The organism is Allobosea sp. (genome assembly GCF_030695125.1).
GTDB lineage: Bacteria > Pseudomonadota > Alphaproteobacteria > Rhizobiales > Beijerinckiaceae > Allobosea.
Map to the genome: position 1 here is coordinate 137,250 of NZ_JAUYTP010000032.1, position 23,029 is coordinate 160,278.

At 67.8% G+C, this 23,029-nt stretch carries 26 protein-coding genes and 1 other RNA gene; 19 read left to right on the forward strand and 8 right to left on the reverse strand.

Annotated features, from left to right (window positions below; translation table 11 throughout):
• Positions 1–69 precede the first annotated feature (69 nt).
• The gene (locus tag Q8S38_RS14260; protein WP_305681091.1) at positions 70–1,311 is read right to left on the reverse strand and encodes an NAD(P)/FAD-dependent oxidoreductase; all 1,242 of its coding nucleotides are present in this window, start codon (positions 1,309–1,311) and stop codon (positions 70–72) included.
• 73 nt (positions 1,312–1,384) lie between these two features.
• Positions 1,385–2,431: a YihY/virulence factor BrkB family protein gene (locus tag Q8S38_RS14265; protein WP_305681092.1), complete on the reverse strand. Its 1,047-nt coding sequence runs from the start codon at positions 2,429–2,431 to the stop codon at positions 1,385–1,387.
• Positions 2,432–2,629: 198 nt separating this feature from the next.
• On the opposite strand from Q8S38_RS14265, the gene Q8S38_RS14270 reads away from it, so the two are divergent.
• Positions 2,630–3,358: an outer membrane protein gene (locus tag Q8S38_RS14270; protein WP_305681093.1), complete on the forward strand. Its 729-nt coding sequence runs from the start codon at positions 2,630–2,632 to the stop codon at positions 3,356–3,358.
• Between the two features lie 7 nt (positions 3,359–3,365).
• Here Q8S38_RS14270 and recR read toward each other — a convergent pair whose 3' ends face one another.
• From recR to ffs, 4 genes are all read right to left on the reverse strand, one after another.
• Positions 3,366–3,971, reverse strand: coding sequence for a recombination mediator RecR (gene recR / locus Q8S38_RS14275; protein ID WP_305681094.1), 606 nt, complete (start codon positions 3,969–3,971; stop codon positions 3,366–3,368).
• Between the two features lie 105 nt (positions 3,972–4,076).
• On the reverse strand, positions 4,077–4,397 hold the full coding sequence (locus Q8S38_RS14280) for a YbaB/EbfC family nucleoid-associated protein (protein WP_305681095.1): 321 nt from the start codon (positions 4,395–4,397) through the stop codon (positions 4,077–4,079).
• Positions 4,398–4,419: 22 nt separating this feature from the next.
• On the reverse strand, positions 4,420–6,351 hold the full coding sequence (locus Q8S38_RS14285; protein ID WP_305681096.1) for a DNA polymerase III subunit gamma/tau: 1,932 nt from the start codon (positions 6,349–6,351) through the stop codon (positions 4,420–4,422).
• A 149-nt stretch (positions 6,352–6,500) separates the two neighbouring features.
• Positions 6,501–6,597, reverse strand: an RNA gene (gene ffs / locus Q8S38_RS14290) — signal recognition particle sRNA small type.
• A 247-nt stretch (positions 6,598–6,844) separates the two neighbouring features.
• On the opposite strand from ffs, the gene rpmH reads away from it, so the two are divergent.
• The 17 genes from rpmH (at position 6,845) to hisA (ending at position 19,786) form a co-directional block, all read left to right on the forward strand.
• Positions 6,845–6,979 (forward strand): 50S ribosomal protein L34, encoded by a 135-nt coding sequence (gene rpmH / locus Q8S38_RS14295; protein WP_054142617.1) that lies wholly within the window; start codon positions 6,845–6,847, stop codon positions 6,977–6,979.
• A 67-nt stretch (positions 6,980–7,046) separates the two neighbouring features.
• Positions 7,047–7,502, forward strand: coding sequence for a ribonuclease P protein component (gene rnpA, locus Q8S38_RS14300; RefSeq protein WP_305681097.1), 456 nt, complete (start codon positions 7,047–7,049; stop codon positions 7,500–7,502).
• Between the two features lie 56 nt (positions 7,503–7,558).
• Positions 7,559–9,448, forward strand: coding sequence for a membrane protein insertase YidC (gene yidC, locus Q8S38_RS14305; RefSeq protein WP_305681151.1), 1,890 nt, complete (start codon positions 7,559–7,561; stop codon positions 9,446–9,448).
• A gap of 43 nt (positions 9,449–9,491) precedes the next feature.
• The gene (locus tag Q8S38_RS14310) at positions 9,492–10,118 is read left to right on the forward strand and encodes a CatB-related O-acetyltransferase (RefSeq protein WP_305681098.1); all 627 of its coding nucleotides are present in this window, start codon (positions 9,492–9,494) and stop codon (positions 10,116–10,118) included.
• Positions 10,119–10,141: 23 nt separating this feature from the next.
• The gene (gene yihA, locus Q8S38_RS14315; protein WP_305681152.1) at positions 10,142–10,795 is read left to right on the forward strand and encodes a ribosome biogenesis GTP-binding protein YihA/YsxC; all 654 of its coding nucleotides are present in this window, start codon (positions 10,142–10,144) and stop codon (positions 10,793–10,795) included.
• 121 nt (positions 10,796–10,916) lie between these two features.
• Entirely contained in the window at positions 10,917–12,152 is a 1,236-nt protein-coding gene (locus Q8S38_RS14320; protein WP_305681099.1) for an alpha/beta hydrolase family protein, read from the forward strand.
• An 18-nt stretch (positions 12,153–12,170) separates the two neighbouring features.
• Positions 12,171–12,938 (forward strand): AAA family ATPase, encoded by a 768-nt coding sequence (locus tag Q8S38_RS14325; protein ID WP_305681100.1) that lies wholly within the window; start codon positions 12,171–12,173, stop codon positions 12,936–12,938.
• Between the two features lies 1 nt (position 12,939).
• Complete coding sequence (locus tag Q8S38_RS14330) at positions 12,940–13,308, forward strand: DUF423 domain-containing protein (protein WP_305681101.1); 369 nt, start codon at positions 12,940–12,942, stop codon at positions 13,306–13,308.
• Between the two features lie 98 nt (positions 13,309–13,406).
• Entirely contained in the window at positions 13,407–13,649 is a 243-nt protein-coding gene (locus tag Q8S38_RS14335; protein ID WP_371125886.1) for a BrnT family toxin, read from the forward strand.
• Positions 13,600–13,887: a BrnA antitoxin family protein gene (locus Q8S38_RS14340; RefSeq protein ID WP_305681102.1), complete on the forward strand. Its 288-nt coding sequence runs from the start codon at positions 13,600–13,602 to the stop codon at positions 13,885–13,887. Before Q8S38_RS14335 ends, Q8S38_RS14340 begins: the two co-directional genes overlap by 50 nt.
• 111 nt (positions 13,888–13,998) lie before the next feature.
• Positions 13,999–14,898: an acetylglutamate kinase gene (gene argB, locus Q8S38_RS14345; protein ID WP_305681103.1), complete on the forward strand. Its 900-nt coding sequence runs from the start codon at positions 13,999–14,001 to the stop codon at positions 14,896–14,898.
• 168 nt (positions 14,899–15,066) lie between these two features.
• Entirely contained in the window at positions 15,067–15,792 is a 726-nt protein-coding gene (locus tag Q8S38_RS14350) for a pyrimidine 5'-nucleotidase (RefSeq protein WP_305681104.1), read from the forward strand.
• A gap of 106 nt (positions 15,793–15,898) precedes the next feature.
• A complete protein-coding gene (locus tag Q8S38_RS14355; protein WP_305681105.1) occupies positions 15,899–17,095 on the forward strand; it encodes an O-succinylhomoserine sulfhydrylase in 1,197 nt (398 codons plus the stop codon).
• Positions 17,096–17,322: 227 nt separating this feature from the next.
• Positions 17,323–17,910, forward strand: coding sequence for an imidazoleglycerol-phosphate dehydratase HisB (gene hisB / locus Q8S38_RS14360; protein WP_305681106.1), 588 nt, complete (start codon positions 17,323–17,325; stop codon positions 17,908–17,910).
• Between the two features lie 12 nt (positions 17,911–17,922).
• The gene (locus Q8S38_RS14365) at positions 17,923–18,405 is read left to right on the forward strand and encodes a DUF2628 domain-containing protein (protein WP_305681107.1); all 483 of its coding nucleotides are present in this window, start codon (positions 17,923–17,925) and stop codon (positions 18,403–18,405) included.
• The gene (gene hisH, locus Q8S38_RS14370; RefSeq protein ID WP_305681108.1) at positions 18,402–19,058 is read left to right on the forward strand and encodes an imidazole glycerol phosphate synthase subunit HisH; all 657 of its coding nucleotides are present in this window, start codon (positions 18,402–18,404) and stop codon (positions 19,056–19,058) included. Before Q8S38_RS14365 ends, hisH begins: the two co-directional genes overlap by 4 nt.
• On the forward strand, positions 19,046–19,786 hold the full coding sequence (gene hisA, locus Q8S38_RS14375; protein WP_305681109.1) for a 1-(5-phosphoribosyl)-5-[(5-phosphoribosylamino)methylideneamino]imidazole-4-carboxamide isomerase: 741 nt from the start codon (positions 19,046–19,048) through the stop codon (positions 19,784–19,786). Before hisH ends, hisA begins: the two co-directional genes overlap by 13 nt.
• Before the next feature lie 173 nt (positions 19,787–19,959).
• Here hisA and Q8S38_RS14380 read toward each other — a convergent pair whose 3' ends face one another.
• Positions 19,960–20,799, reverse strand: a complete 840-nt coding sequence (locus tag Q8S38_RS14380) for an aldo/keto reductase (protein WP_305681110.1) — start codon at positions 20,797–20,799, stop codon at positions 19,960–19,962.
• Here Q8S38_RS14380 and Q8S38_RS14385 point away from each other — a divergent pair.
• Positions 20,783–21,691, forward strand: a complete 909-nt coding sequence (locus Q8S38_RS14385) for an alpha/beta hydrolase family protein (protein ID WP_305681111.1) — start codon at positions 20,783–20,785, stop codon at positions 21,689–21,691. The two genes, Q8S38_RS14380 and Q8S38_RS14385, sit on opposite strands and share 17 nt — an antisense overlap.
• Here the strand turns inward: Q8S38_RS14385 and Q8S38_RS14390 are convergent, their stop codons facing one another.
• Positions 21,692–23,014, reverse strand: a complete 1,323-nt coding sequence (locus tag Q8S38_RS14390) for a bifunctional folylpolyglutamate synthase/dihydrofolate synthase (protein WP_305681112.1) — start codon at positions 23,012–23,014, stop codon at positions 21,692–21,694. It lies immediately after the preceding gene.
• Positions 23,015–23,029: the final 15 nt, after the last annotated feature.

The window sequence follows — 23,029 nt, forward strand, 5'->3', positions numbered from 1 at the left end:
CGGGCCCGGCGCGGCTTGTCGCCTCCGCGGGCTGCAAACACGGTATTGCAAGGCCGCAACCGCCACGCCTCAGAGCGCGGCGGGGTCGGGCCGGTCGATCGCGAAATGCCGGAACCAGGGCGCCTCCGCCCCGCCGATGAGCGCGCCGATGATGCGCGAGGCGAGAAAGCTGAAGGTGATGCCGTTGCCGCCGTAGCCATAGGCCGCGAGCATGCGCGGATGCCCCGGCACGGGCCCGATCAGCGGCAGGCCATCGACCGTCTGCCCGAAGGCGCCCGACCAGGCATGGCCCAGCGTGGGCGCGGCGTCCGGCACCAAGGCCTGCAGCTTGGCCAGCAGCGCCTGCGTCTTGGCCGGTCCGCGTTCCTTGCGCTGGTCGGGGTCGTCGTCGTCCTCGTCCTCGCCGCCGATGATGATGCGGCCATCGACGGTGGTGCGGCAGTAGACATAATCCTCGGACGCCTCCCAGACGAGCGCCGGGCCGGGCCACAGCACCTCCGGCGCCTGCGGCAGCGTCGCCAGCGCCCAGCTCGAGGCGACGCGGTGCAGGTCGCTGGTCACGCAGTCGGGCATGACATAGCCGGTCGCGAGCACGACATGGCCGGCCTCGATCGTCCGGCCGCAGTCGAGCTGCACGGTGGCGCGGGTCGGCGTCGAATCGAACGCGACGGCCTCGTCCCGGATCAGCCGCGCGCCGCGCCCGGCCGCGACGCGCAGCAGCGCATGACAGAGGCTGAGCGGATCGGCTTCCGCCGAGCCCGGCGAGACGATCGCCGCCTGCCGGTCGAAGCGATAGGCGCCCAGCAGCGTCGCATGGTCCAGCAGCGTGCCGGGCAGCCCGGCCTTCTCGCGCAGGACCCATTCATCGCGCAATTCGCGCGGCCCGACATCGCCGGCCGCGAGATAGACGGTGTCGCGGGGCAGGAAGGCGCAGCCGAGGTCGAGCTGCGCGACGCGCTCGCGCAGGCCCTCGACCGCCTTGAAGCTGCGCCGGTAGACATCTGCAGCCTTGTCGAAGCCGTAGAGCGTCGCCAGCGTGCGCAGCGGCAGGTCGATCTCCCACTGCAGCATGGCGGTGCTGGCCGCCGTGCTGCCGAAGCCCTCGCGCTCCCGGTCGACGAGGATGACGTCATGCCCCAGCGCCGTCAGATGCTCGGCGGCGAGCGCTCCGGTGATGCCGCCCCCCACGATGACGACGTCGCAGCGCGTATCCGCCTGCAAGCCCTCGCTGTCGGGGCGCGGCGGGCCCGCGAGCCAGGGGCTCCTGCCGCTGCGCAGGTCTTCGTGGCGCGTGCTGTCGGGGTCGAGCATGGGGTCTCCGTCAGGGCGGACGGCGCGAACGGCGCCGAGGAACATTCGGGCTCTGGTGCAAAATGGCGGCGGGCTATCCCGCGGGCGGACCGATCCGGTCCGCCATGGTCGCTCCGCGCAGGCCCAGCGGCTTGGGCTTCCCGGTCGTGGTGTCGTGCGCCGTCTGGTGCTCGAGCTCGGCATTGAGCTCGGCCCCGGCGAGGACGATCATCGCCGACAGCCAGAGCCAGGTCATGAACACGACGACGGTCGCCAGCGAGCCGTAGGTGGCCGTGTAGTTGCCGAGCGTTCCGACATACCAGGAGAACGCCCAGGAGGCTGCCGCCCAGAGCAGGGCCGCGGCCACCGCGCCCGGCATCACCCAGACGAAGCGGGCCCGCTGCCGGCTCGGCCCGATCCAGTACAGGCAGGCGATCGAGAGCGTCGCTACGATGAAGAACGCAGGCCAGCGCACCAGACGGATCAGGCGTTCGAGTTCATAGGCGAAGGGAAACAGCGCCGTGACCACCGGCAGGCTGGCGATCACCGTCAGGGCCGCCACCATCATGACCACGCCGCTGATCGTCGTCGCCAGCGAGATGACGTTGAGCCTGAAGAAGCTGCGTTTCTCCTGTTCGCGATAGATGATGTTGAGCGCGTCGAACACGGCCTTCACCGCCGCATTGGCCGACCACGCCGCCACCAGGAAGCTGACCAGGAAGGTGAGCGACAGCGCCGAGACGTTCTGCGACGCCAGCCGCATCGCCTGCTCGTGGATCAGTTCGCGGGCGGCTTGCGGAAACACTGTCGTCACAGCGTCGAGTTGTTCGGCGATGGTCGCGGGGTCGGTCAGGTAGCGATAGATCGTGACCAGCAGCGACAGCGCCGGCACCAGCGACAGAAGCGTGAAGAAGGCGACCGCGCCGGCGAGCGAGCTGATCCGGTTGTCGGCGACATTGCCGCCGAAGCGCCGCAGCACGTCCGTCCAGCCGAGCCAGGTCATCTGCCAGGGCGAACGCGCCATACGCCCGCGGGCGGCCTCGCGCTTGGGGCGCGACAGCCGGCTGGTGACAGCCTCGGCGACATAACCCAGCGCGACCCCGACACCGGCCGCGCCCGTTATCCGTTTCAACAGGGACATTCAGGGACGTCTCCACCACCGCATCAGCTTGGCCGCGGCGGCACCGGCAAGCAACGGGGCTGCGGCGCGAAGGTTCCCGGCAAGCCGTCTGCCGGTCCGGTTTAGCCGATCGTTAACCTTAATGCTTTCTGATCATCGCATGGGCCTGCCCATGCGGGTCTCTGCGCCACCCTGTTTCGTTGACGAGTCGAGGCCGTGATGACGATCCAACCGAGAGCCGTTCTGGTCGGCCTGATCGCCCTGTGCGGCGGGCTTCTCGGCGCGCTGGCTCCGACAGCCGCGGCCGACAAGCCGTCCGCGCATCTGCTGCCGCCCGCTCCGGCGCTGCCGGCGCTCTATTCCTGGACGGGCGCCTATCTCGGCCTTCAGGCGGGTTACGCCTGGGGACAGGAGCGCTCGAATCTCTCCGACACCCTCGGGCGCGCCTTCAACGGCGCCGCCTTTCGCCAGAGCGCCGATTCTGCGCTCGGCGGAATCCAGGCGGGCTTCAACTATCAGACCGGCAGCCTCGTCTTCGGCATCGAGGGCGATGTCGAGGCCCTGCACGTCAAGGAAGAGCTCGTCGCGCCCGGTATCGCGGCGCGGGTCACGCGCGACTGGCAGGCCTCGCTGCGCGGCCGCGTCGGCTTCGCGCTCGACCGCTTCATGATCTATGCGACCGGCGGCGCGGCCTTCACCGAGATCGGCTTTCACGCGGCCAACACCGTCACGGGACTGGCCGAGAGCGCGGATCGCTCGCGCACCGGCTGGACGGCGGGCGCCGGCGTCAACTTCGCCTACACCGACAACCTCATCTTCGGCGCCGAATACCGCTACACCGACTTCGGCAAGGGCACCCAGGCCGCCCGCGGGCCGCTGCTCGGGCTGGCGGTCCGCCATGACGCGACGACCCACGCGCTGCGCGCCAGCGCCGCCTACAAGTTCTGAGGACGGGTCAGAAGCCCGTACGCTGGCGGATCGCGGCGGCCAGCGTGCCGTCGTCGAGGTAGTCGAGCTCGCCGCCGACCGGCACGCCATGGGCGAGCTTCGTCACCTTGAGCGGCAGATGCGCCAGGAGATCGGTGATGTAATGGGCCGTGGTCTGGCCGTCGACCGTGGCGCTGAGCGCCAGGATGATCTCGCGAACGGCCGGGTCCGACGCGCGCGTCACCAGCGCATCGATCGCCAGATGCTCGGGCCTGACCCCGTCCAGCGCCGACAGCACACCGCCGAGCACATGATAGCGGCCCGCGACCGCGCCCGAGCGCTCCAGCGCCCAGAGGTCGGAGATGTCGGCCACGACAACGATCTGGCCGTCGTCCCGGCGCGGATCGCGGCACAGGGAGCAGGGATCGCTGGTGTCGACATTCCCGCAGGTCGAGCAGACGACGATGCGCTCACGGGCAACCGCCATCGCCTCGGCCAGCGGGCCGAGCAGCGCCTCGCGCTTCTTGACCAGATGCAGCGCCGCGCGCCGTGCCGAGCGGGGACCTAAGCCCGGCAGCTTGGCGAGCAACTGGATCAGCCGCTCGATCTCGGGGCCGGCGATGGCACGGGACATGGACGGGAAACTCGCGTCATGGTCGGGCTTGACCCGACCATCTCCTGCAGGATGTATCTCGACTGAGAGATGCCCGGGTCAAGCCCGGGCATGACGGCCTGCAGACTAAAACAGCTTCATCCCGGGCGGGATCGGCAGGCCCTTGGTGATCTCGGCCATGCGCTCCTGCATCACGCGGTCGGCGCGGCTGCGGGCGTCGCTGCTGGCGGCCACGATCAGGTCCTCGAGGATCTCGCGCTCGTCGGCGACCATCAGCGAGGGGTCGATCTTCACCGCCTTGAGCGCGCCCTTGGCCGTCATCGTCACCGTGACCATGCCGCCGCCGGCAGCGCCCTGGACTTCGATCGTGTCGAGTTCGGCCTGAACATCGGCCATCTTCTGCTGCATCTCCTGCGCCTGCTTCATCAGGCCCATGATGTCGCGCATCGGGTCGTCTCCCTATCAGTGGTCAGAAATCGATGCCGTCGAAATCGGGTTCCGCATCGTCGAAGAGCGGTTCGCCGTCGGGCAGGTATTCGTCGGAAACCGCAGCGACGGCGGGAATATCCGCTTCCGCCGCCCGCGGATCGCGCACATCGACGATGCGTGCGCCCGGGAAGCGTTCCAGCACCGCCCGCACGGCCGGGTGCGAGGCGGCATCGCTTTCGCGCTGTCCCTTCACGGCCTCGGCCTGCTCGCGCAGTGTGGCGCCGCCCTCGCCATTGACCACGGCGACCATCCAGGTCTGGCCGGTCCATTCCTTCAGGCGGCGCGACAGATCGGTGGCGATCGTGCGCGAACTGCCGGCGGCGAGCGAGAATTCGATCCGCCCCTGCTCGAAACGCACGGGCCGGACATCGCGCTCCAGCGCGAGCTTCAGCGTGATGTCGCGATTTTGCGAGGCGAGCGCAACGACATCCTCCAGCGAGGCGACCATCACCGCCGGCTGCGCCTGGGCGCGCGGCACCGCCGCCATCGCCGGCACCGGATTGGCGCTGGCGAGGATCGGCCGCGCGGCCAGCGCCGTGTTGCCACCGCCCGAAACCGCGCGCGGCGCCGAGGATCCGCCATGTCCGCCGCTGCCATTTCCGCCGCCTTGGCCCGAACCTCCACCCTGGCCCGACGGCGCAGCGCCGGTGCCGTCGCGCAGCATCTTCAGCGCCTCGTCGGGCGTCGGCAGGTCGGCGGCATGGGCCAGGCGCACCAGCACCATTTCGGCGGCCATGATTGGCCGGTCGGCCTGCTTCACCTCAGCGAGGCCCTTCAGCAGCATCTGCCAGGTGCGCGCGAGAATGCGGATCGACAGGCGCTGGGCGAAATCGCCGCCGCGCACGCGCTCGGCCTGGGCCAGGCTGTTGTCCTTGACCGCGTCGGGCACGAGCTTGAGCCGCGTCACCAGATGGGTGAATTCGGCGAGATCGGTCAGCACCACGCTCGGGTCGGCGCCGGCATCGTACTGTGCGCGAAGCTCGCCCAGCGCCGCCGCGATATCGCCCTTCATCACCGCCTCGAACAGGTCGATGACGCGGGCCCGGTCGGCCAGCCCCAGCATCGAGCGCACGTCCTCGAGCGTGATCGTACCCGCCGCATGGGCGATGGCCTGGTCGAGGATCGACAGCGAGTCGCGCGCCGAGCCCTCGGCCGCGCGCGCAATGGCAGCGAGCGCCTCCTCGTCGGCCTCGATACCTTCCTGCCGGCAGATGTTATTGAGGTATGGCATCAAGACGCTGGTTTCGATGCGGCGCAGATCGAAGCGCTGGCAGCGCGACAGCACCGTCACCGGCACCTTGCGGATTTCCGTGGTCGCGAAAATGAAGCGCGCATGCGGCGGCGGCTCTTCGAGAGTCTTCAGGAAGGCGTTGAAGGCCCCCGTCGAGAGCATGTGCACCTCGTCGACGATGTAGACCTTGTAGCGCGCCGAGACCGGGGCGTAGCGCACCGCGTCGTTGATCTGGCGGATGTTGTCGACGCCGTTGTTGGAAGCCGCGTCGATCTCCTGCACGTCGATGTGCCGGCCCTCGATGATCTCCTTGCAGTGGACGCCGAACTCACGCAGGTCGGTCGTCGGCGCGCCGCCGCCATCGGCCGTCTGGTAGTTCAGCGCCCGCGCCAGGATGCGGGCGGTCGTGGTCTTGCCGACGCCGCGCACGCCGGTCAGCATCCAGGCCTGCGGGATGCGCCCGGCCGTGAAAGCGTTGGTGAGCGTGCGCACCATTGCATCCTGGCCGATCAGGTCGCCGAAATGGGCGGGGCGGTACTTTCGCGCCAACACGCGATAGGGCGAGACCGGCGTCGTCGCGGACATCACCGGTGCCGCCGCGGGCGCGACGACGGGCGCCGGGTCGAAACCGGCAAAGCCCGGCTCGTCGGCGGGAGGGCTTGCATGTGTGTCGTCGCTCATGGGTCTGGTTTGGCGTTTCGCCGCGCGAGGGTCAACGCCCCTGTGGAAGCGGCGCGCCGTGATCAGGAGAGCCGGAGGCCAGCATGTGACGAGCAGGGCGCGCATCGCCGGGAAGGCACCGCGGCAGCGGCCCCGCGCCCGGGCGCAAAGGTGGGAGGCTGGACGAAGACCCGTTCGGTCTCGTTAGGGCTGCTTCCTTCCGGACCTGACCCGGTTGGCGAGTGAGACGTCCCTCGCCAACCTCCCGGGCGCTATATCGGGGATAAGGCGCCCCAGCGCAAGCGCGGTCGCCGCGCGAAGCGCGCGAAAAGTGCCGCGAAGCTTCGTCGCAGGGGCGCCGTTCGGCATTGACTTGGACGGGGTCATCCGTCATAAGCCCGCGACTTGCGCAGCCTTCACCGGCCGCGCGGACCTTTTGCATGACAGGCTCGGATGGCCACGTTTCCCTCGGGAAGCTGCGACCGCCGTGTCCCCAAGGCCCCGGAGACGGACCGTGAAGAGAACGTATCAACCCAGCAAGCTGGTTCGCAAGCGCCGCCACGGCTACCGCGCCCGGATGGCGACCGTCGGCGGCCGCAAGGTCATCGCGGCGCGTCGCGCTCACGGCCGCAAGAAGCTCTCGGCCTGAGTGACGGGCGCGTGATTCCCGCGCGCCTCAATCGCGAGCGCTTTTTCCGGAAGACTGGCCAATCGCCATGCGCCTCGCCCGTCTGACGGAACGCAAGCAATTTTTGGCGGCGGCCGATCAAGGCCGCCGTTTTCGTTCGTCTGCCTTCACGGTCCAGGTCCTCGACGCGCCATCGCGCGAGGGCGGCGACGGGACGGCCGGCGAGGGGCTCCGCCTCGGTCTGACCGCGTCGCGCAAGGTCGGCAACGCCGTCAAGCGCAACCGCATCCGCCGGCGTCTGCGGGTCGCGGCGCAGCAGGCGCTCGCTGCGCAGGCGGACCGGACCTGCGACGTGGTCGTCGTGGCGCGACCCGAAACCCTGACAATGGCCTTCGCGACGCTCGTGTCGGAGCTGTCGATCGCGATCGAGCGCGCCCGGCCGCAGGGACAGGGCCGCAAGCCCCGTTCGGCCAAGCCTGCTCCCGGCAAGACGGCTGCCGCCAGGGCGGGCGACCGCAGCGGCGACGCCCACCCCACATCCTAGTGCAACTGAATCCCTAGAGCCCGACGGGGCGTCAGCGAGATCTGTTTCCGATCATGATGAAAGAAGACAACCGCAACCTGCTTCTCGCGATCACCCTCTCGGTGGTCATCCTGCTCGGCTGGCAGTATTTCTATGCCAAGCCGCAGTTGGAGAAGCAGCAGCAGATCGCGCAGCAGAATCAGCAGGTCCAGAGCCAGCCCGTTCCGGGAACGGGCGTCGCTCCGGCGCCGTCGAGCGTTCCCGGCCAGGCTGCGACCACGGCTCCCGGCGCCGCGCCGGCGGGTCCCGTGGCCGCGACCCGCGACCAGGCGCTGGCGCTGAGCCCGCGGGTGCGCATCGAGACGCCCAAGATCACGGGCTCGATCGCCCTCACCGGCGCCCGCATCGACGACATTTCGCTCAAGGCCTATCGCGAGACCGTCGACCCCAACAGCCCGATCATCGTGCTGCTCTCGCCCCTCGGCGGCCCCAACGGCTATTATTCCGACTTCGGCTGGGTCGCAGCCCCCGGGACCACGGTGGCGCTGCCGAACGCCGCCACTGTCTGGACGCCGGACGCGCAGGTCCTGACGCCGGCCAGGCCGCTCACGCTGACCTGGGACAATGGCCAGGGCCTGCTTTTCCGCCGGATCGTCACCGTTGACGAGAACGCGATGTTCCAGGTCAAGGACGAGGTCGAGAACAAGGGCGGCGCGGCCGTCACGCTGTTCCCCTATGCGCAGGTCGTGCGCCATGGCCGGCCGGCGACGCTGGGCTTCTACGTTCTGCATGAGGGCCTGATCGGCTATATCGGCGATCACGGCCTGCAGGAGTTCACCTACGACCATGTCGACAAGGAGCCCCTGCTGTCGCCGGGCACCAATGGCCGCGTCTGGAAGGACGCCGTCGGCGGTTTCGTCGGCATCACCGACAAATACTGGGCCGCTTCGGTCGTTCCCGACCAGTCCCGCAAATATGAGGGCCGCTTCTCCTCGGTGCAGACCGGGTCGCAGCGCACATATCAGGCCGATTTCCTCTCCGAGGCGGTGACGGTGGCGCCCGGCGCCAGCGCGACCAGCACGGCGCGCCTCTTCGCCGGCGCCAAGGAAGTGGCCGCCATCAGCGGTTATGAGCGCGATCTCGGCATCAAGCGCTTCGATCTGATGATCGACTGGGGCTGGTTCTATTTCTTCACCAGGCCGATGTTCTTCGTGCTTGACTGGATCTACAAGCATGTCGGCAATTTCGGCGTCGCGATCCTGGTCGTCACGCTGCTGCTGAAGGGGCTCTTCTTCCCGCTCGCCAGCAAGTCCTATGCCTCGATGGCGAAGATGAAGGCCGTCCAGCCCGAGATGCTGGCAATCCGCGAGCGCTTCGCCGACGACAAGATGAAGCAGCAGCAGGCTCTGATGGAGCTGTACAAGACGCAGAAGATCAACCCGCTCGCCGGCTGCTGGCCGGTGCTGGTGCAGATTCCGATCTTCTTCGCGCTCTACAAGATCCTGTTCATTACGATCGAGATGCGGCATGCGCCGTTCTTCGGCTGGATCCGCGATCTCGCGGCGCCAGACCCGACGAATCTGTTCAACCTCTTTGGCCTGCTGCCCTTCACGCCGCCCTCGATCCTGCATCTCGGCCTGTGGCCGATCATCATGGGCATCACGATGTTCGTGCAGATGAAGATGAACCCGGAGCCGCCGGATCCGGTCCAGAAGATGATGTTCACCTGGATGCCGGTGTTCTTCACCTTCCTGCTCGGCTCGTTCCCGGCCGGCCTGGTGATCTACTGGAGCTGGAACAACCTGCTCTCGGTGATGCAGCAGGGCTACATCATGCGGAAGTTCGGCGTGAAGATCGAACTGTTCGACAACATCAAGGGCATGTTCGGCAAGAAGCCGGCACCGGTCGTGGCGTCCCCGTCGCCCGCGGCCGCACCGGGCAAACCCGCCAACAGCAACAAGAAGTGAGAGACGCAAGGGCGGGGTTTCCCCGCCCTTCGCCTTTGAGCCGATGCCCCTGCCCGACCCGCTCACACGCCACCCCATCCCCGGCTGGAAGGGCACGGCCTTCCTCAGGGCGATCGTCGATCACCCGCTGATCGAGGTCGGCGACTACAGCTACTATGATGACTCGCGCGGACCCGAGCATTTCGTCGCCCGCTGCGTGCGCTACCATTTCGACTTCATCGGCGACCGGCTGATCATCGGCAAGTTCGTCGCGATCGCCCAAGCCGCGCAATTCATCATGAACGGCGCCAACCACCCGCTGGGCGGTTTTTCGACCTATCCGTTCCAGATGTTCGGCATCGACGGCGCGCCCGACCTCAAGAACCAGCCCCATCGCGGTGACACGATCATCGGCAACGATGTCTGGATCGGCCGCGAGGCGGTGGTCATGCCGGGCGTCACCATCGGCGACGGGGCGATCATCGGCACCCGCGCACAGGTGGTGAAGGACGTGCCGCCCTATGCGGTGGTCGTCGGCAATCCCGGCCGCGTCGCGAGGCTGCGTTTCCCCGAAGCGACCGTCGCCGCCCTCTTGTCGATCCGCTGGTGGGACTGGGAGGCCGACAGGATCGCGCGCAATGTCGCGGCGATCGCAGGCGCCGACATCGACGCGCTGCGCGCGGCCGTGTAGGCGTAAGCCCCATGACCACCACAATGACCACTCCCTTCACCGCCGACGAGATCGAATCCGCCCGCAAGCTCTTCGAGGGGCCGTGGGATTTCGTCTGGGCCTCGACCCATATCGACGACCTGCCGACGATGGTGGGACACGAGATCGCGTTTGCCGGCCGCTCCAATGTCGGCAAATCAAGCCTGATCAACGCGGTGACGCGCCGCAACGCCCTGGCGCGGACCTCGCACACGCCCGGCCGCACCCAGCAGCTCAACTTCTTCCGCCAGGTCGGCGGCGACGAGCGCCTGACGATCGTCGATATGCCGGGCTATGGCTATGCCGCCGTCGGCCGCGCCAAGGTCGCCTCCTGGACGAACCTGATCCACAACTACCTTCGCGGCCGGCCCAATCTGATGCGCGTCTACCTGCTGATCGATGCCCGGCACGGCCTCAAGGACGTCGACAACGCCGTGCTCGAGACGCTCGACAAGGCGGCGATGTCCTACCAGGTCGTGCTGACCAAGGGCGACGCGCTCAAGCCCGCCGACCAGAAGTTCATGTGCGAGGCGACCTTTGACGAGATCAAGCGCCGCCCTGCCGCCTTCCCCGAGGTGCTGATGACCTCGAGCGAGACCGGGCTCGGCATCCCCGAACTGCGCGCCGCCGTCGGGCGCGTGCTGGCAGAGCGCGGTTGAGCCGCGCTTGAGGCACGAACCGGCCACCAAATCTTTACATCGGCTATGCAGGGTATCGCCCACGTCGCGGTGACGGCCCGGGCCTGATGCTCGGCCGCCCCGGCGGGCCGGGGGTGCCTTGATGTCGTCGTTGATCCGCATTCGTTCGTTCGTCGCGCTGCTGGCGACGACCTTGGCGCTCGGCCTTCCGGCGCAGGCCCAGCAGGCTGCTCCCGCACCTGCGGCTCAGGCCGCCCCGATCAAGGTCTCGACCGGCGTCCAGTACGAGCTGATCGGGCGTTGGGACGTCGCCAGGCTCAACCGGATCCTGACGACCGACACGCCGAAATTCGCTGGCGTCACTGTCGCCTACACGCCGGCGCGTAACGCCGTGAAGCTCTACCGCGTGACCTATCCGTCCGTGGTGCCTGAGCAGGACAACCGGCCGATCGCCGCCAGCGGGCTGTTGGCGGTCCCGGACACGGCCGATACCGTCTTCCCGATGGTCTCCTACCAGCACGGCACGGTCTACGGGAAGGAACAGGTCCCGTCCTTCCCCGAACAGTCGCCCGAGACGCAGCTGATGATCGCCCAGTTCGCGGGCCAGGGCTATCTAGTCACCGGGGCCGATTATTTCGGCATGGGCGCGTCGAAGGAGCCCGAAGGCTATCTCGTCAAGGCCAGTCATCAGCAGGCCACCTATGACATGCTGGTCGCCAGCCGCGCCGTGCTCGCCGATCTCAAGCTTGCCGACAGCAAGCTCTTCCTGAGCGGCTGGTCACAGGGCGGCTTCGTCACGCTGGCCATGCTGGAGCGGCTCGAGGCCGTCGGCATGCCGGTGAAGGCCGCGACCACCGCCAGCGCTCCTGCGGATGCCTTCGCCGCCTTCAACGGCTTCCTGAACTTCCCGCGCAAGATCGACGCGAACTGGATCACGACGATCTTCATCCTGAACGTGTTCTCCTTCGAGAACTATCACAACATGCCGGGCCTCGCCCGCGCGCTCCTGACCGACGAGACCTACGACATCTCGCGCAAGGCCTATCTACGCGAGCCCTTCGACCAGAACGCCGTGCCGACCGACCTGCGCAAGCTGATCCGGCCGGAATATTTCGACGCCCAGTTCTTCGCCAACTCGGCCTATGGCCGGCTCGTGGCGCAGACCAGCGCCTATCGCTGGGTGATCAAGACCCCTGTGCGGACCTATTACGGCCTGACCGACGAGGCGATCCGCATCGAGATCGGCCAATTGCCGATGACCTACCAAAAGGCGATCGGTAACGACACGGTCGCGGCCGTGCCGACCGGCGACACCAGCCATCGCGGCACCTTCGCCACGGCCGTGCCGCAGTGGAAGGCCTGGTTCGACGCGCAGTGAGGCAACGAGGCGGGTTCCATGAGAGGATCGCGACCCACCCGTCTGCCGGCCTCCTTCCTCAAGCGCGTCTGGCTCGATGACGCGCACGCGTACGACCGGGCGGCCTATCCCTTCTGCCTGCCGCTGTTTGCCAAGGGCTTCGAACTGAGCTTCGACCGCGCGATCACGATCATCGTCGGCGAGAACGGCACGGGCAAATCCACGTTGCTGGAAGGCATCGCCGCGCTCGCCGGCTACGACGAGGCGGGCGGCGGCAAAGGCTACCGCCCGGTTGATCACAGCCGCGCCGTCGAGGCGATGGGCGGCTCGCTCGGTGGCGCTCTGCGCGCGAGCTGGCTGCCCAAGATCACCAGCGGCTGGTTCTTCCGGGCCGAGAGCTTTTTCTCGGTGGCGCGCTATCTCGACGAGGCGGCGTTGGACGATCCCATGAGGCCGCCGCCCCCGGACTTTCTGTCCCATTCCCACGGCGAAGGTTTTCTGCGCTTCTTCGAGGAGCGCTGCAGGCGGCAGGGCTTCTTCATCTTCGACGAGCCGGAATCGGCGCTGTCGCCCGCGCGTCAGATGACGTTCCTCAGGCTGTTGCAGCAGATCGAGCGGGCGGGACACACACAGGTGATCATGGCGACCCATTCCCCGATGCTGATGGCGTTTCCCGGAGCGCGCCTGCTCGGCTTGTCGAAGTACGGGCTGGATCCGATCGCGCTGGAGGACACCGCCCATTTCCGCATCATGCGCGAGTTTTGTGCCGATCCCGCCGGGTTCGTCGAACTCGCGATCGAGGACTGAGATGACCGCCGCCAGGATCCATCTCGTTCTCGCCGCCCTGATGGGGCTGGCCGGCGTCGCGCTGCTCGCCGCCGCGGCGCATGTCACGGGCACGACCAACGTCCAGACCGCCGGCCAGATGCTGCTGTTCCATGCCTCGCTGGTCTTCGGCGCCACCGCCGCTCGCAAGGCCGGCTTCCTCTCCGATCTCCTGGCGCGCATCGCGCTTTCGCTGATCGTCGCGGGCGTGGCGCTCTTTGCGGCCGATCTGTCGCGGCGCGGTTTTGCCGGCGAGGCGCTGTTCCCCCGCGCCGCGCCGATCGGCGGCTTCGGGATGCTGGGCGGCTGGCTGCTGCTGGCGGTGTCGGCGCTGTTCGCACGGCGCGGCTGACAGTGTTTCCGTAATACGGAAATTGACTTCCGAGGCGCCTGATCATACCATCCGCCCTTGTGAAGATCACCTTCCACGACGCGAAACGTGACGCGACAATGGAAGCGCGGGGGCTCGATTTCGCCGATGCAGCGGTGCTTTTCGCTGGGCCGGTTCTGACCCAGCAAGACGACCGGTTCGATTATGGCGAAGAGCGCTTCCTCACTTACGGGATGCTCGCCGGCCGTCTCGTGATGGTGGTCTGGACCCCGCGCGGCGAGGCGCGACATGTGATTTCGATGAGGCATTGTCATGAACGCGAAGCACAGCGTGTCCTCCCAGCCCTTCGTCGACCCCGATGATGGGCCGGAATGGACGGACGACCAGATCGCTCGCGCCGAATTCGCGATCGGAAGCAACGTCATCCGCCCGGCACAAGGCACCCTGACGCGCGGGCCCGGACGGCCGAAGCAGGCGGACGCCAAGCAGGTCGTGACGCTGCGGCTCGAGCCGAGCCTGATCGAAGCCTATAAGGACGGCGGCGCCGATTGGAGGGCGAGAATGGCGGAAGCCATCCGCAAGGCGAGCGGCCGGCACTAGAAGAGTGCTGGGCGCGAGTCCTGTGGCGCCAGCGCTTCCTCCCCACCCGATTGTCCGCTAGACACCGCAACCGGCGCGGATGCCTCGCGCGCCGTCGCGGAGCCTCGACCGATGATCAACCCCGCCGCCCATCTGACGCCGTCGCAATCGGCCGACCTGCTGGTCCAGGCGCTGCCGCATATGCAGCGCTACGATCAGGAGATCATCGTGATCAAATATGGCGGCAACGCCATGGGCGACGCCGCAACCGCCGAGGACTTCGCCGAGGACATCGTCCTGCTCGAGCAGTCCGGCCTGAAGCCGGTCGTCTGTCATGGCGGCGGCCCGCAGATCGCCCGCATGCTGACCAAGCTCGGCATCCAGTCGGAGTTCAAGCAGGGCCTGCGCGTCACCGACGCCGCCACCGTCGATGTCGTCGAGATGGTCCTGGCCGGTTCGGTCAACAAGGAGATCGTCGGCTACATCTCGCGCGAGGGCGGCAAGGCGATCGGGCTCTGCGGCAAGGACGGCAACATGGTCACCGCCCGCAAGGTGACCCGCACCATCGTCGATCCCGATTCGAAGATCGAGGAGGTGCTCGATCTCGGCTTCGTCGGCGAGCCTGAACGCGTCGACACCTCGGTGCTCGACTCCGTGCTCAAGGCCGAGCTGATCCCGGTGCTGGCCCCTGTCTGTGCGGCGGCCGACGGCCAGACCTACAACGTTAACGCCGACACCTTCGCGGGCGCCATCGCGGGTGCGCTGAACGCCAAGCGCCTGCTGCTCCTGACCGACGTTCCCGGCGTCCTGACCAAGGACAAGGTGCTGATCCCCGAGCTGACGGTCGAGGAATGCCGCCGCCTGATCGCCGACGGCACGATCTCGGGCGGCATGATCCCGAAGATCGAGACCTGCATCTACGCGCTGGAAAAGGGCGTCGAGGCGGTCGTCATTCTCGACGGCAAGGTGCCCCATGCCGTGCTGATCGAGCTCTTCACCGACACCGGCTCGGGCACGATCATCCGGCGCTGAGAGGAGAGCGTCATTCTCGGGCGTCGCGAAGCGGCGACCCGGGGATCTCGTGACACGAAGCTGCTGGTTTCCGAGATGCTCGGGTCAAGCCCGAGCATGACGCTTTGCCCTTAACCCTTAGCAGAACTCTTGCATGTCAGGATCGGCTCGCCACATGTGTCGGTCCTGATGAACACGCACGCCAACATACCCGCCGCCACCCCGCCACTCCAGGTGGAGGCTTTCGCGCATGTCGATCACTGGGTCTTCGACCTCGACAACACGCTTTACTCGCACGAAAGCCAGGTCTGGCCGCAGGTCAATCAGCGGATCACCCTGTTCCTGCAGGAGCTGTTCGGCCTCGATGGCCTCTCCTCGCATGCCCTGCGGAACTACTATTACCATCGCTATGGCACGACCCTGAACGGCCTGATGGTCGAGCACGGGGTCGAGCCGGACGATTTCCTCGACTTCGCGCATGACGTCGATCTCAGCCTGCTCGAGCCCGACCCGGCGCTGGGCGCGGCGATCGCGGCCTTGCCCGGCCGCAAGCTCATCCTGACCAACGGCTCGGTCGCCCATGCCCGCAACGTCGCCGGCAAGCTCGGCATCATCGATCATTTTGAGGACGTCTTCGACATCGTCGCGGCCGGCTTCACGCCCAAGCCCGAACGCTCGACCTATGAGCTCTTTCTGGCCAAGCATGCGGTCGATCCCGGTCGCGCGGCGATGTTCGAGGACATCGAGAAGAACCTGCTGGTCCCCAGCGCCATGGGGATGAAGACGGTCCTGATCATCCCGCAGACGCCCGATCCGTTTCGCGAAGCCTGGGAGCAGGCGGCGGTCGAGGCGGGCCATGTCCATCATGTCACGTCGGATCTGACCGGGTTCCTGACGCCACTGGCGCGAGAATAAACATCTACACACCGCTGGAACGGGAGAATGTCCGTTTTTCTTTACGAAGGCCGGGTAGGGTGCTACGCCAAAGGTTCGTTAAAACGAACGCTTCGGAGTTTCTATCATGTCGGCAATCCCGGGCGACATCGCCGGCCTTCATCCCGAGACGCGCCTCGTCCATGCCGGCACGCTGCGCTCCCAGTTCGGCGAGACCTCCGAGGCGCTCTTCCTGACCCAGGGCCATGTCTATGACAGCGCCGAGCAGGCCGAGGCGCGCTTCCTGAACAAGGATCCGGGCTTCCAGTACGCTCGCTTCTCGAACCCCACCGTTGCGATGCTGGAAGCCCGTATGGCCGCCTTCGAGGGCGCGGAGGCCTGCCGTGCCACCGCCACCGGCATGGCCGCGGTCACCGCCGCCATCATGGGTCAGGTCCGCCAGGGCGACCATATCGTCGCAGCCCAGGCCCTGTTCGGCTCCTGCCGCTATGTCGTCGAGGAGCATCTGCCGCGCTATGGCGTGACCTCGACGCTGGTCGACGGCACCGACATCGAGGCATGGCGCCGGGCGGTGACGCCGCAGACCAAGGTCTTCTTCCTGGAAAGTCCCTCCAACCCGACGCTGGAGGTTATCGACATCGCCGCGGTCGCCGCGCTGGCCAGGGAGGTCGGCGCGACGCTGGTCGTCGACAACGTCTTCGCCACGCCGCTCTATCAGCGCCCGCTGGAACTCGGCGCCGATTGCGTCGTCTATTCCGCGACCAAGCACATCGACGGCCAGGGGCGCTGTCTCGGCGGGCTGATTCTGGCCTCGCAGGCCTTCATCGAGACGCATGTGCAGACCTTCCTGCGCCAGACCGGGCCGGCGATCTCGCCCTTCAACGCCTGGGTGATGCTGAAGGCGCTGGAGACCCTGCCGCTGCGCGTGCGCCACCAGGCGCACAACGCGGGAATCGTCGCCGACTGGCTCGCCGCCCAGCCACAGCTGCCGAAGGTGATCTTCCCGGGACACAAATCCCATCCGCAGGCGGACATCATCGCCCGGCAGATGACGGGCCCCTCCACGCTGGTCGCCTTCGAGGTCGCCGGCGGCAAGGAGGCGGCCTTCCGCTTCCTCAACGGGCTGAATCTGATCCGGATCTCCAACAATCTGGGGGACGCCAAGAGCCTCATCGTCCACCCCGCGACGACGACGCATCAGCGTTTCAGTCCGGAGATCCGCGCCAGCATGGGCATTTCGGAGGGGCTGATCCGCCTCTCCGTCGGCCTGGAGCATGCCGACGACCTCGTCGCCGATCTCGCGGCGGCACTGGCGGGGCTGTAAGCTCCAGACGATAACAAATCCGCGCGTCATCCCGGACAAGCCGCGAAAGCGGCGCCGATCCGGGATCCATTCCAGAGCGCATGCCGGAGAGGTTACGGAATGGATCCCGGGTCTCCCTGCGGTCGCCCGGGATGACTCGGGTTGGGCCGTGGTTTGGTGAAGCGCGGTGGTCTTCGCGCCTGCCTCCTGCTAAAGCCTCGCGAATTGCTCCGGAAACAGAGGCCGTCATGCGTTCTGGCGAAGTGAAGCGCCGCACCAACGAAACCGACATCGCCGTCTCGCTCGTGCTCGACGGCACGGGCAAGGCCGAGATTTCGTCTGGCGTCGGCTTCTTCGACCATATGCTCGACCTCTTCGCCCGCCATTCCCTGATCGACCTGAAGGTCGCAGTGACCGGCGACACCCATATCGACGACCACCATTCGGTCGAGGACACCGGCATCGCGCTGGGCGAGGCTCTGCGGCAGGCGCTCGGCGACAAGAAGGGCATCCGCCGCTATGCCGACATCCACCTGCCGATGGACGAGACGCTGACGCGCGTCGCCGTCGATGTCTCCGGCCGGCCATTCCTCGTCTTCCGCACGCGCTTCGAGGCGCAGAAGATCGGCACCTTCGACACCGAGTTGGTGCGCGAGTTCTTCCAGGCCTTCGCGATGAACGCCGGCATCACGCTGCATGTCGAGACTCTCTACGGCGACAACGCCCACCATATCGCCGAGAGCTGCTTCAAGGGACTGGCGCGGGCGCTGCGCAGTGCGATCGAGGTCGATCCGCGCGAGGGCGGCCGCGTGCCCTCGACCAAGGGCGCACTCTGAAAGGCTGCGATCATGGCATTCTACACGGTGATGATCCCGCCGCCGGGTTCGGGCGGCGCGCGTGACGAGATCGAGCAGGCGCGGCTTCTGCCGGAGACCTTCACCTGGTCGGCCTTCTTCCTCGGCGGGCTCTGGCTGCTCGGTCAGCGGCTGTGGCTGGCGACGCTGGTCTACGCCCTGCTCTGGGGCGCGCTGTTCTATGCGAGCAGCCGGCTGGGGCTGATGACCGGCGCGCTGATGATCTCGCACTGGACGATCGCGCTGTTCCTGGGGCTGGAGGGCCAGAACCTGATCGCCCGCAAGCTGGCGCGCCAGGGGTGGCGTCTGGCCGACGTGGTCGAGGCGCGCGATCTGCCAGAGGCCGAGCGGCGCTATTTCGAGCGCGCACTGGCCGGCGAGGCCGCGCCGCAGCGCCTGCCGCTGCCGGCGGCCCGCCCGCAGCCGGCCGGGCCCGTGCCGATCATCGGGCTCTTTCCCGAGGCGCGGGGGCGATGAGCCAATCTGTCGTCATCGTCGATTACGGCTCGGGCAACCTGCACTCCGCCGCCAAGGCCTTCGAGCGCGCGGCGGCCGAATCCGGCATCGCCTCGACGATCCGCGTCACCAGCGATCCCGATGAGGTTCGCGCCGCGGACCGCATCGTGCTGCCCGGCGTCGGCGCCTTTGCCGATTGTCGTCGCGGCCTGGACGCCGTGCCCGGCATGGTCGAGGTGCTGGAGGAGGTCGTCCGGGGCAAGGGCAGGCCTTTCCTGGGCATCTGCGTCGGCATGCAGCTTCTGGCCTCGCGCGGGCTCGAATACACGGTCACCGAGGGCCTGGGCTGGATCGCCGGCGACGTCACGCTGATCGTGCCGCAGGGCGAGGGTCTCAAGATCCCGCATATGGGCTGGAATACGCTGAGCAAGCAGAACGAGCACGCCTTGCTCGATGGAATCGAGACCGGGCCCGATGGGCTGCATGCCTATTTCGTCCATTCCTACGCCCTGGCGGCCCAAAATCCGCAAGAGGTGCTGGCCGTGACCAACCATGGCGGGCCCGTCACCGCGATGGTCGGCCGTGACAACATCGCCGGAACGCAGTTCCACCCCGAGAAGAGCCAGACGCTCGGCCTTAAGCTGATCACGAACTTTCTGGGATGGTCTCCGTGATTCTGTTCCCCGCCATTGATCTCAAGAACGGCCAGTGCGTGCGCCTGAAGCAGGGCGACATGGAGCAGGCGACGGTCTTCAACGACGATCCCGCGGCGCAAGGGGCCGCTTTCGAGGCGCAGGGCTTCCAGTGGCTCCACGTCGTCGATCTCGACGGCGCCTTCGCCGGCAAGCCGATGAATGCCGCGGCGGTCGAGGCCATCCTGAAGCGGGTTGCGTTTCCCGTGCAGCTCGGCGGCGGCATCCGCGACATGAAGACGGTCGACGGCTGGCTCGCCAAGGGCATCCGCCGCGTCATCATCGGCACGGCCGCCGTGCGGGACCCCGGCTTCGTGCGCGAGGCGGCGAAGGCCTTTCCGGGGCAGGTCGCGGTCGGCATCGATGCGCGCGACGGCTTCGTGGCGGTCGAAGGCTGGGCCGAGACCTCGTCGCTGGCGGCCGCCGATCTCGGGCGCCGTTTTGAGGACGCCGGGGTGGCGGCGATCGTCTACACCGACATCGCCCGCGACGGCATGCTCCAGGGCATCAACTGGGAGGGCACGATCGCGCTGGCCAAGGCGTTGACGATCCCTGTCATCGCCTCCGGCGGCCTGGCCTCCATGGCCGACATCGAGCGGTTGATGGCGCCCGACGCCGCGATCCTCGAAGGCGCGATCACCGGCCGCGCGCTCTATGACGGCCGCATCGACCCGGGCGCGGCGCTGGAACGGCTCGCACGCGCGGCCTGAGCGTAGGCCTCAAGCCTTCACAGTATTCTGAGTGATCTCGGAACCACGGCGTCATCCCGGGCTTGCCCCGGGATCCATCGGAGGGCTCCGGAACTCTATGATGGATCCCGGATCTGCGCCGCTTCGCGGCTTGTCCGGGATGACGGCGTGTTTCCGTGCCGAATCAGCATGCTCTACAGCATCGGCAGCGAGGACGGCTTTCTGCCCAGCGGAAAGGCCGCGTCGATCCTTGCAAGGTCGCTGTCGGTCAGCGTCAGCCGCAGCGCGCCGGCATTGTCCTCGACATGGGCCTGGGTCCCAGCCTTCGGAATCGCGAAGACACTGGCCCGGCGGGTCAGGAAAGCGAGCGCGACCTGCCGCGGGCTGGCGCCATCGGCCGTAGCGATCTCCGCCAGAACCCGGCCGCCAGGGCTGTCCGCAGCCGGGAACCCGTCATGGCCGAAGGGGCTGTAGGCGGTCACCGCGACGCCGTGGCGCTCGCACCAGGGAATGACCGCATGCTCGATGGCGCGTTCGCGGAGGTGATAGAGCACCTGGTTGCAGGCGATCTGGCCTGGGCCCGCTGCTTCGAGGGCCTCGTCGAGATCGCCCTCGTCGAAATTGCTGACGCCCCATGAGAGGATCTTGCCCTCGGCCTTCAGCGCCTCGAAGGCGGCGAAGGTCTCGGCCAGCGGATACGGCCCGCGCCAGTGGAGCAGGTAACAGTCGAGCCGATCGGTCTTGAGATGGCGCAGCGAGCGCTCGCAGGCGGCGCGTACGCCAGCCTTCGAGGCATGGTGCGGCAGCACTTTCGAGACGAGAAAGACCTCCTCGCGCCGCCCGGCGATGGCCTCGCCGATGATCGCCTCCGAGCGCCCGTCGCCATACATCTCGGCAGTGTCGAGATGAGTCAGGCCGAGATCGAGACCGCGCCGCAGCGCCGCGACGGCCTCAGTGCGATCGCCTCGCTCGATATACCAGCTGCCCTGGCCGATTCTTGCGACATCGCGCCAGCCGGTGTTCTCTCTCGTCATCGCTATCTCCTGCGGAATTCTCACCATGCCTTCTAACAGCCTCCGCCGCGACCGAATGTTCCGGATCATCCCGGCCTGTTTGGCGCTGGCGATCCTGCCGCTGCTCGCAGCCGCTTCGGCGCGGGCGCAGCAGCGCGAGGAGGCATCGGTCAACGTGGCCGGCTCGGTGGTCCCGGTCCACCTCCATGTGCCGCCCGGTCCGGGGCCGTTCCCTGTTCTCATCCTGTCCCATGGCAGCCCTCGCGATGCCGCCGGGCGCCGCGAATTTGGCCGAGGCACCTTGAGCGAGGTGGCCGCGAGCATCGCACGCCGCGGCATTCTCGTCGGCGTGCCGATCCGGCGCGGCTATGGCCCGCAACCCTCTTCCTGGGCGGAGGCATATGGTGGCTGTGCGCAGGCGCGTTACCATCAAGCCGGGCTTGCGAGCGCTGAGGATATTCGTGCCGCCGCCGCGATGGTGGCGTCCCGCCCCGACGCCGATCCGAAGAGGATCGTGCTGATGGGGGTCTCGGCCGGCGGCTGGGGTTCGCTCGCAGCCGCGTCGAAGCCGCTCAAGGGACTTGTCGGCGTCGTGAACTTCGCGGGCGGACGCGGCTCTCGCGGCCCGGACGAGGTCTGCAAGCCCGACGAGCTGGTCGCCGCCGCCGCGAACTATGGCCGCGGCTCAACAGTGCCCGAACTATGGATCTACAGCGTCAACGATCGCTTCTTCGGGCCCGAGCTCGCGCAGCGGCTCCATCGGGCATTCACTGCAGCGGGCGGCCAGGCGCGTCTCGTGGCTGCGCCCGCTTATGGCGAGGATGGCCATCGCTATATCCGCGCCATGGAAAGCTGGGCCCCCGAAGTCGATGCCTTCTTCCGGCAGGTCGGTTTTCCGGGGGCGAAGCGATAGTCAGGTCGGCAGCGTCCCGTTCGCCGACAGCACCTCGCCTGCGAGATAGAGCGAGCCGCAGATCAGGATGCGCGGCGGGGCCGACCAGTCGCGCGCCGCGATCTCGCGCAGCGCCTGCTCGACTGAGCCCGAAACCTCGGCGGTGAGGCCGGCCGCACGCGCCAGCCCCGCGACCTCCTCGGCCGGTCGGGCGACGAGCTGGTTCTGGATCGGAACGGCGAAGAGCAGCTGCGCCAGCCCTTTGAAATGGCGCAGCGTTGCGCCCGCATCCTTGGTCGAGAGCAGGCCGGCGATCATCACCAGCGGCGCCGGGTTACGGTCGGCCAGATCGGCCATGGCCTGCGCCAGAACGCGGCCGCCATCGGGGTTGTGCCCGCCATCGAGCCAGAGCTCGGCTCGGCCCGGCACCAGTTCGGCGAGCTTGCCGCGCGCGATCCGCTGCAGCCGCGCCGGCCAGTCGGCGTCCAGCATGCCTTGCTCGAAGGCGCCAGCCGGCAGGCCGCCATAGCCGGCCGCACGCAGGGCGGCGATCGCCGTGCCGGCGTTCACATGCTGATGGCGCCCGGCGAGCTTCGGCAGGGGCAGGTCGAGCAGCCCGTCGCCATCCTCGTAGACCAGCCGCCCGCCGGCCTCGTGGACCGAGAAATCCTGCGCGCCGATCAGAATCTTCGCGGCACCGACCCGCTCGGCGGTCGCTTCGAGCACGGCGGTCGGCTCGGGCTCCTGTGGGGCGATGACGGCCGGGGCGCCACGCTTGAAGATTCCGGCCTTCTCGCCCGCGATCTTGGTGACGCTGTCGCCGAGATATTCGGCATGGTCGAGCGAGACCGGCGTCACCACCGTGCAGGCCGGGTTGGCGATGACATTGGTGGCATCAAAACGCCCGCCGAGGCCGACCTCGAGCAGCACGACATCGGCCTTGTGCTCGGCGAAGAGAAGGAAGGCAACAGTGGTGGTGATCTCGAAAAAGGTGATCGGGTCACCGGCATTGGCGCGCTCGCAGCGCTCCAGCGCCTCGACCAGCACGGCTTCGTCGACGAAGCGGCCGCCTCCGGGGGCGCCCAGCCGGATGCGTTCGTGGAAGCGCACGAGATGCGGCGAGGTGTAGACGTGGACGGACAGGCCTGCCGCCTCCAGGATCGCCCGCATGAAGGCGATCGTCGAGCCCTTGCCATTGGTGCCGGCAACATGGATCACCGGCGGCAGCCGCTTCTGCGGATCGCCGAGCCGCTCGAGCAGCGTCAGGATGCGCCCGAGCGAGAGGTCGATCAGCTTGGGATGCAGCGCGAGCAGCCGCGCGAGAACCGTATCGGACGACCCCATGATCCCGAGCGCCGC

Coding starts and splice junctions, on each gene's coding strand:
- Q8S38_RS14260 (WP_305681091.1), bottom strand. CDS start 1,311: ATGCTCGACCCCGACAGCACGCGCCACGAAGACCTGCGCAGCGGCAGG.
- Q8S38_RS14265 (WP_305681092.1), bottom strand. CDS start 2,431: ATGTCCCTGTTGAAACGGATAACGGGCGCGGCCGGTGTCGGGGTCGCG.
- Q8S38_RS14270 (WP_305681093.1), top strand. CDS start 2,630: ATGACGATCCAACCGAGAGCCGTTCTGGTCGGCCTGATCGCCCTGTGC.
- recR (WP_305681094.1), bottom strand. CDS start 3,971: ATGTCCCGTGCCATCGCCGGCCCCGAGATCGAGCGGCTGATCCAGTTG.
- Q8S38_RS14280 (WP_305681095.1), bottom strand. CDS start 4,397: ATGCGCGACATCATGGGCCTGATGAAGCAGGCGCAGGAGATGCAGCAG.
- Q8S38_RS14285 (WP_305681096.1), bottom strand. CDS start 6,351: ATGAGCGACGACACACATGCAAGCCCTCCCGCCGACGAGCCGGGCTTT.
- rnpA (WP_305681097.1), top strand. CDS start 7,047: ATGCGCCTCGCCCGTCTGACGGAACGCAAGCAATTTTTGGCGGCGGCC.
- yidC (WP_305681151.1), top strand. CDS start 7,559: ATGAAAGAAGACAACCGCAACCTGCTTCTCGCGATCACCCTCTCGGTG.
- Q8S38_RS14310 (WP_305681098.1), top strand. CDS start 9,492: ATGCCCCTGCCCGACCCGCTCACACGCCACCCCATCCCCGGCTGGAAG.
- yihA (WP_305681152.1), top strand. CDS start 10,142: ATGACCACTCCCTTCACCGCCGACGAGATCGAATCCGCCCGCAAGCTC.
- Q8S38_RS14320 (WP_305681099.1), top strand. CDS start 10,917: ATGTCGTCGTTGATCCGCATTCGTTCGTTCGTCGCGCTGCTGGCGACG.
- Q8S38_RS14325 (WP_305681100.1), top strand. CDS start 12,171: ATGAGAGGATCGCGACCCACCCGTCTGCCGGCCTCCTTCCTCAAGCGC.
- Q8S38_RS14330 (WP_305681101.1), top strand. CDS start 12,940: ATGACCGCCGCCAGGATCCATCTCGTTCTCGCCGCCCTGATGGGGCTG.
- Q8S38_RS14335 (WP_371125886.1), top strand. CDS start 13,407: ATGGAAGCGCGGGGGCTCGATTTCGCCGATGCAGCGGTGCTTTTCGCT.
- Q8S38_RS14340 (WP_305681102.1), top strand. CDS start 13,600: ATGAACGCGAAGCACAGCGTGTCCTCCCAGCCCTTCGTCGACCCCGAT.
- argB (WP_305681103.1), top strand. CDS start 13,999: ATGATCAACCCCGCCGCCCATCTGACGCCGTCGCAATCGGCCGACCTG.
- Q8S38_RS14350 (WP_305681104.1), top strand. CDS start 15,067: ATGAACACGCACGCCAACATACCCGCCGCCACCCCGCCACTCCAGGTG.
- Q8S38_RS14355 (WP_305681105.1), top strand. CDS start 15,899: ATGTCGGCAATCCCGGGCGACATCGCCGGCCTTCATCCCGAGACGCGC.
- hisB (WP_305681106.1), top strand. CDS start 17,323: ATGCGTTCTGGCGAAGTGAAGCGCCGCACCAACGAAACCGACATCGCC.
- Q8S38_RS14365 (WP_305681107.1), top strand. CDS start 17,923: ATGGCATTCTACACGGTGATGATCCCGCCGCCGGGTTCGGGCGGCGCG.
- hisH (WP_305681108.1), top strand. CDS start 18,402: ATGAGCCAATCTGTCGTCATCGTCGATTACGGCTCGGGCAACCTGCAC.
- hisA (WP_305681109.1), top strand. CDS start 19,046: ATGGTCTCCGTGATTCTGTTCCCCGCCATTGATCTCAAGAACGGCCAG.
- Q8S38_RS14380 (WP_305681110.1), bottom strand. CDS start 20,799: ATGACGAGAGAGAACACCGGCTGGCGCGATGTCGCAAGAATCGGCCAG.
- Q8S38_RS14390 (WP_305681112.1), bottom strand. CDS start 23,014: ATGGGGTCGTCCGATACGGTTCTCGCGCGGCTGCTCGCGCTGCATCCC.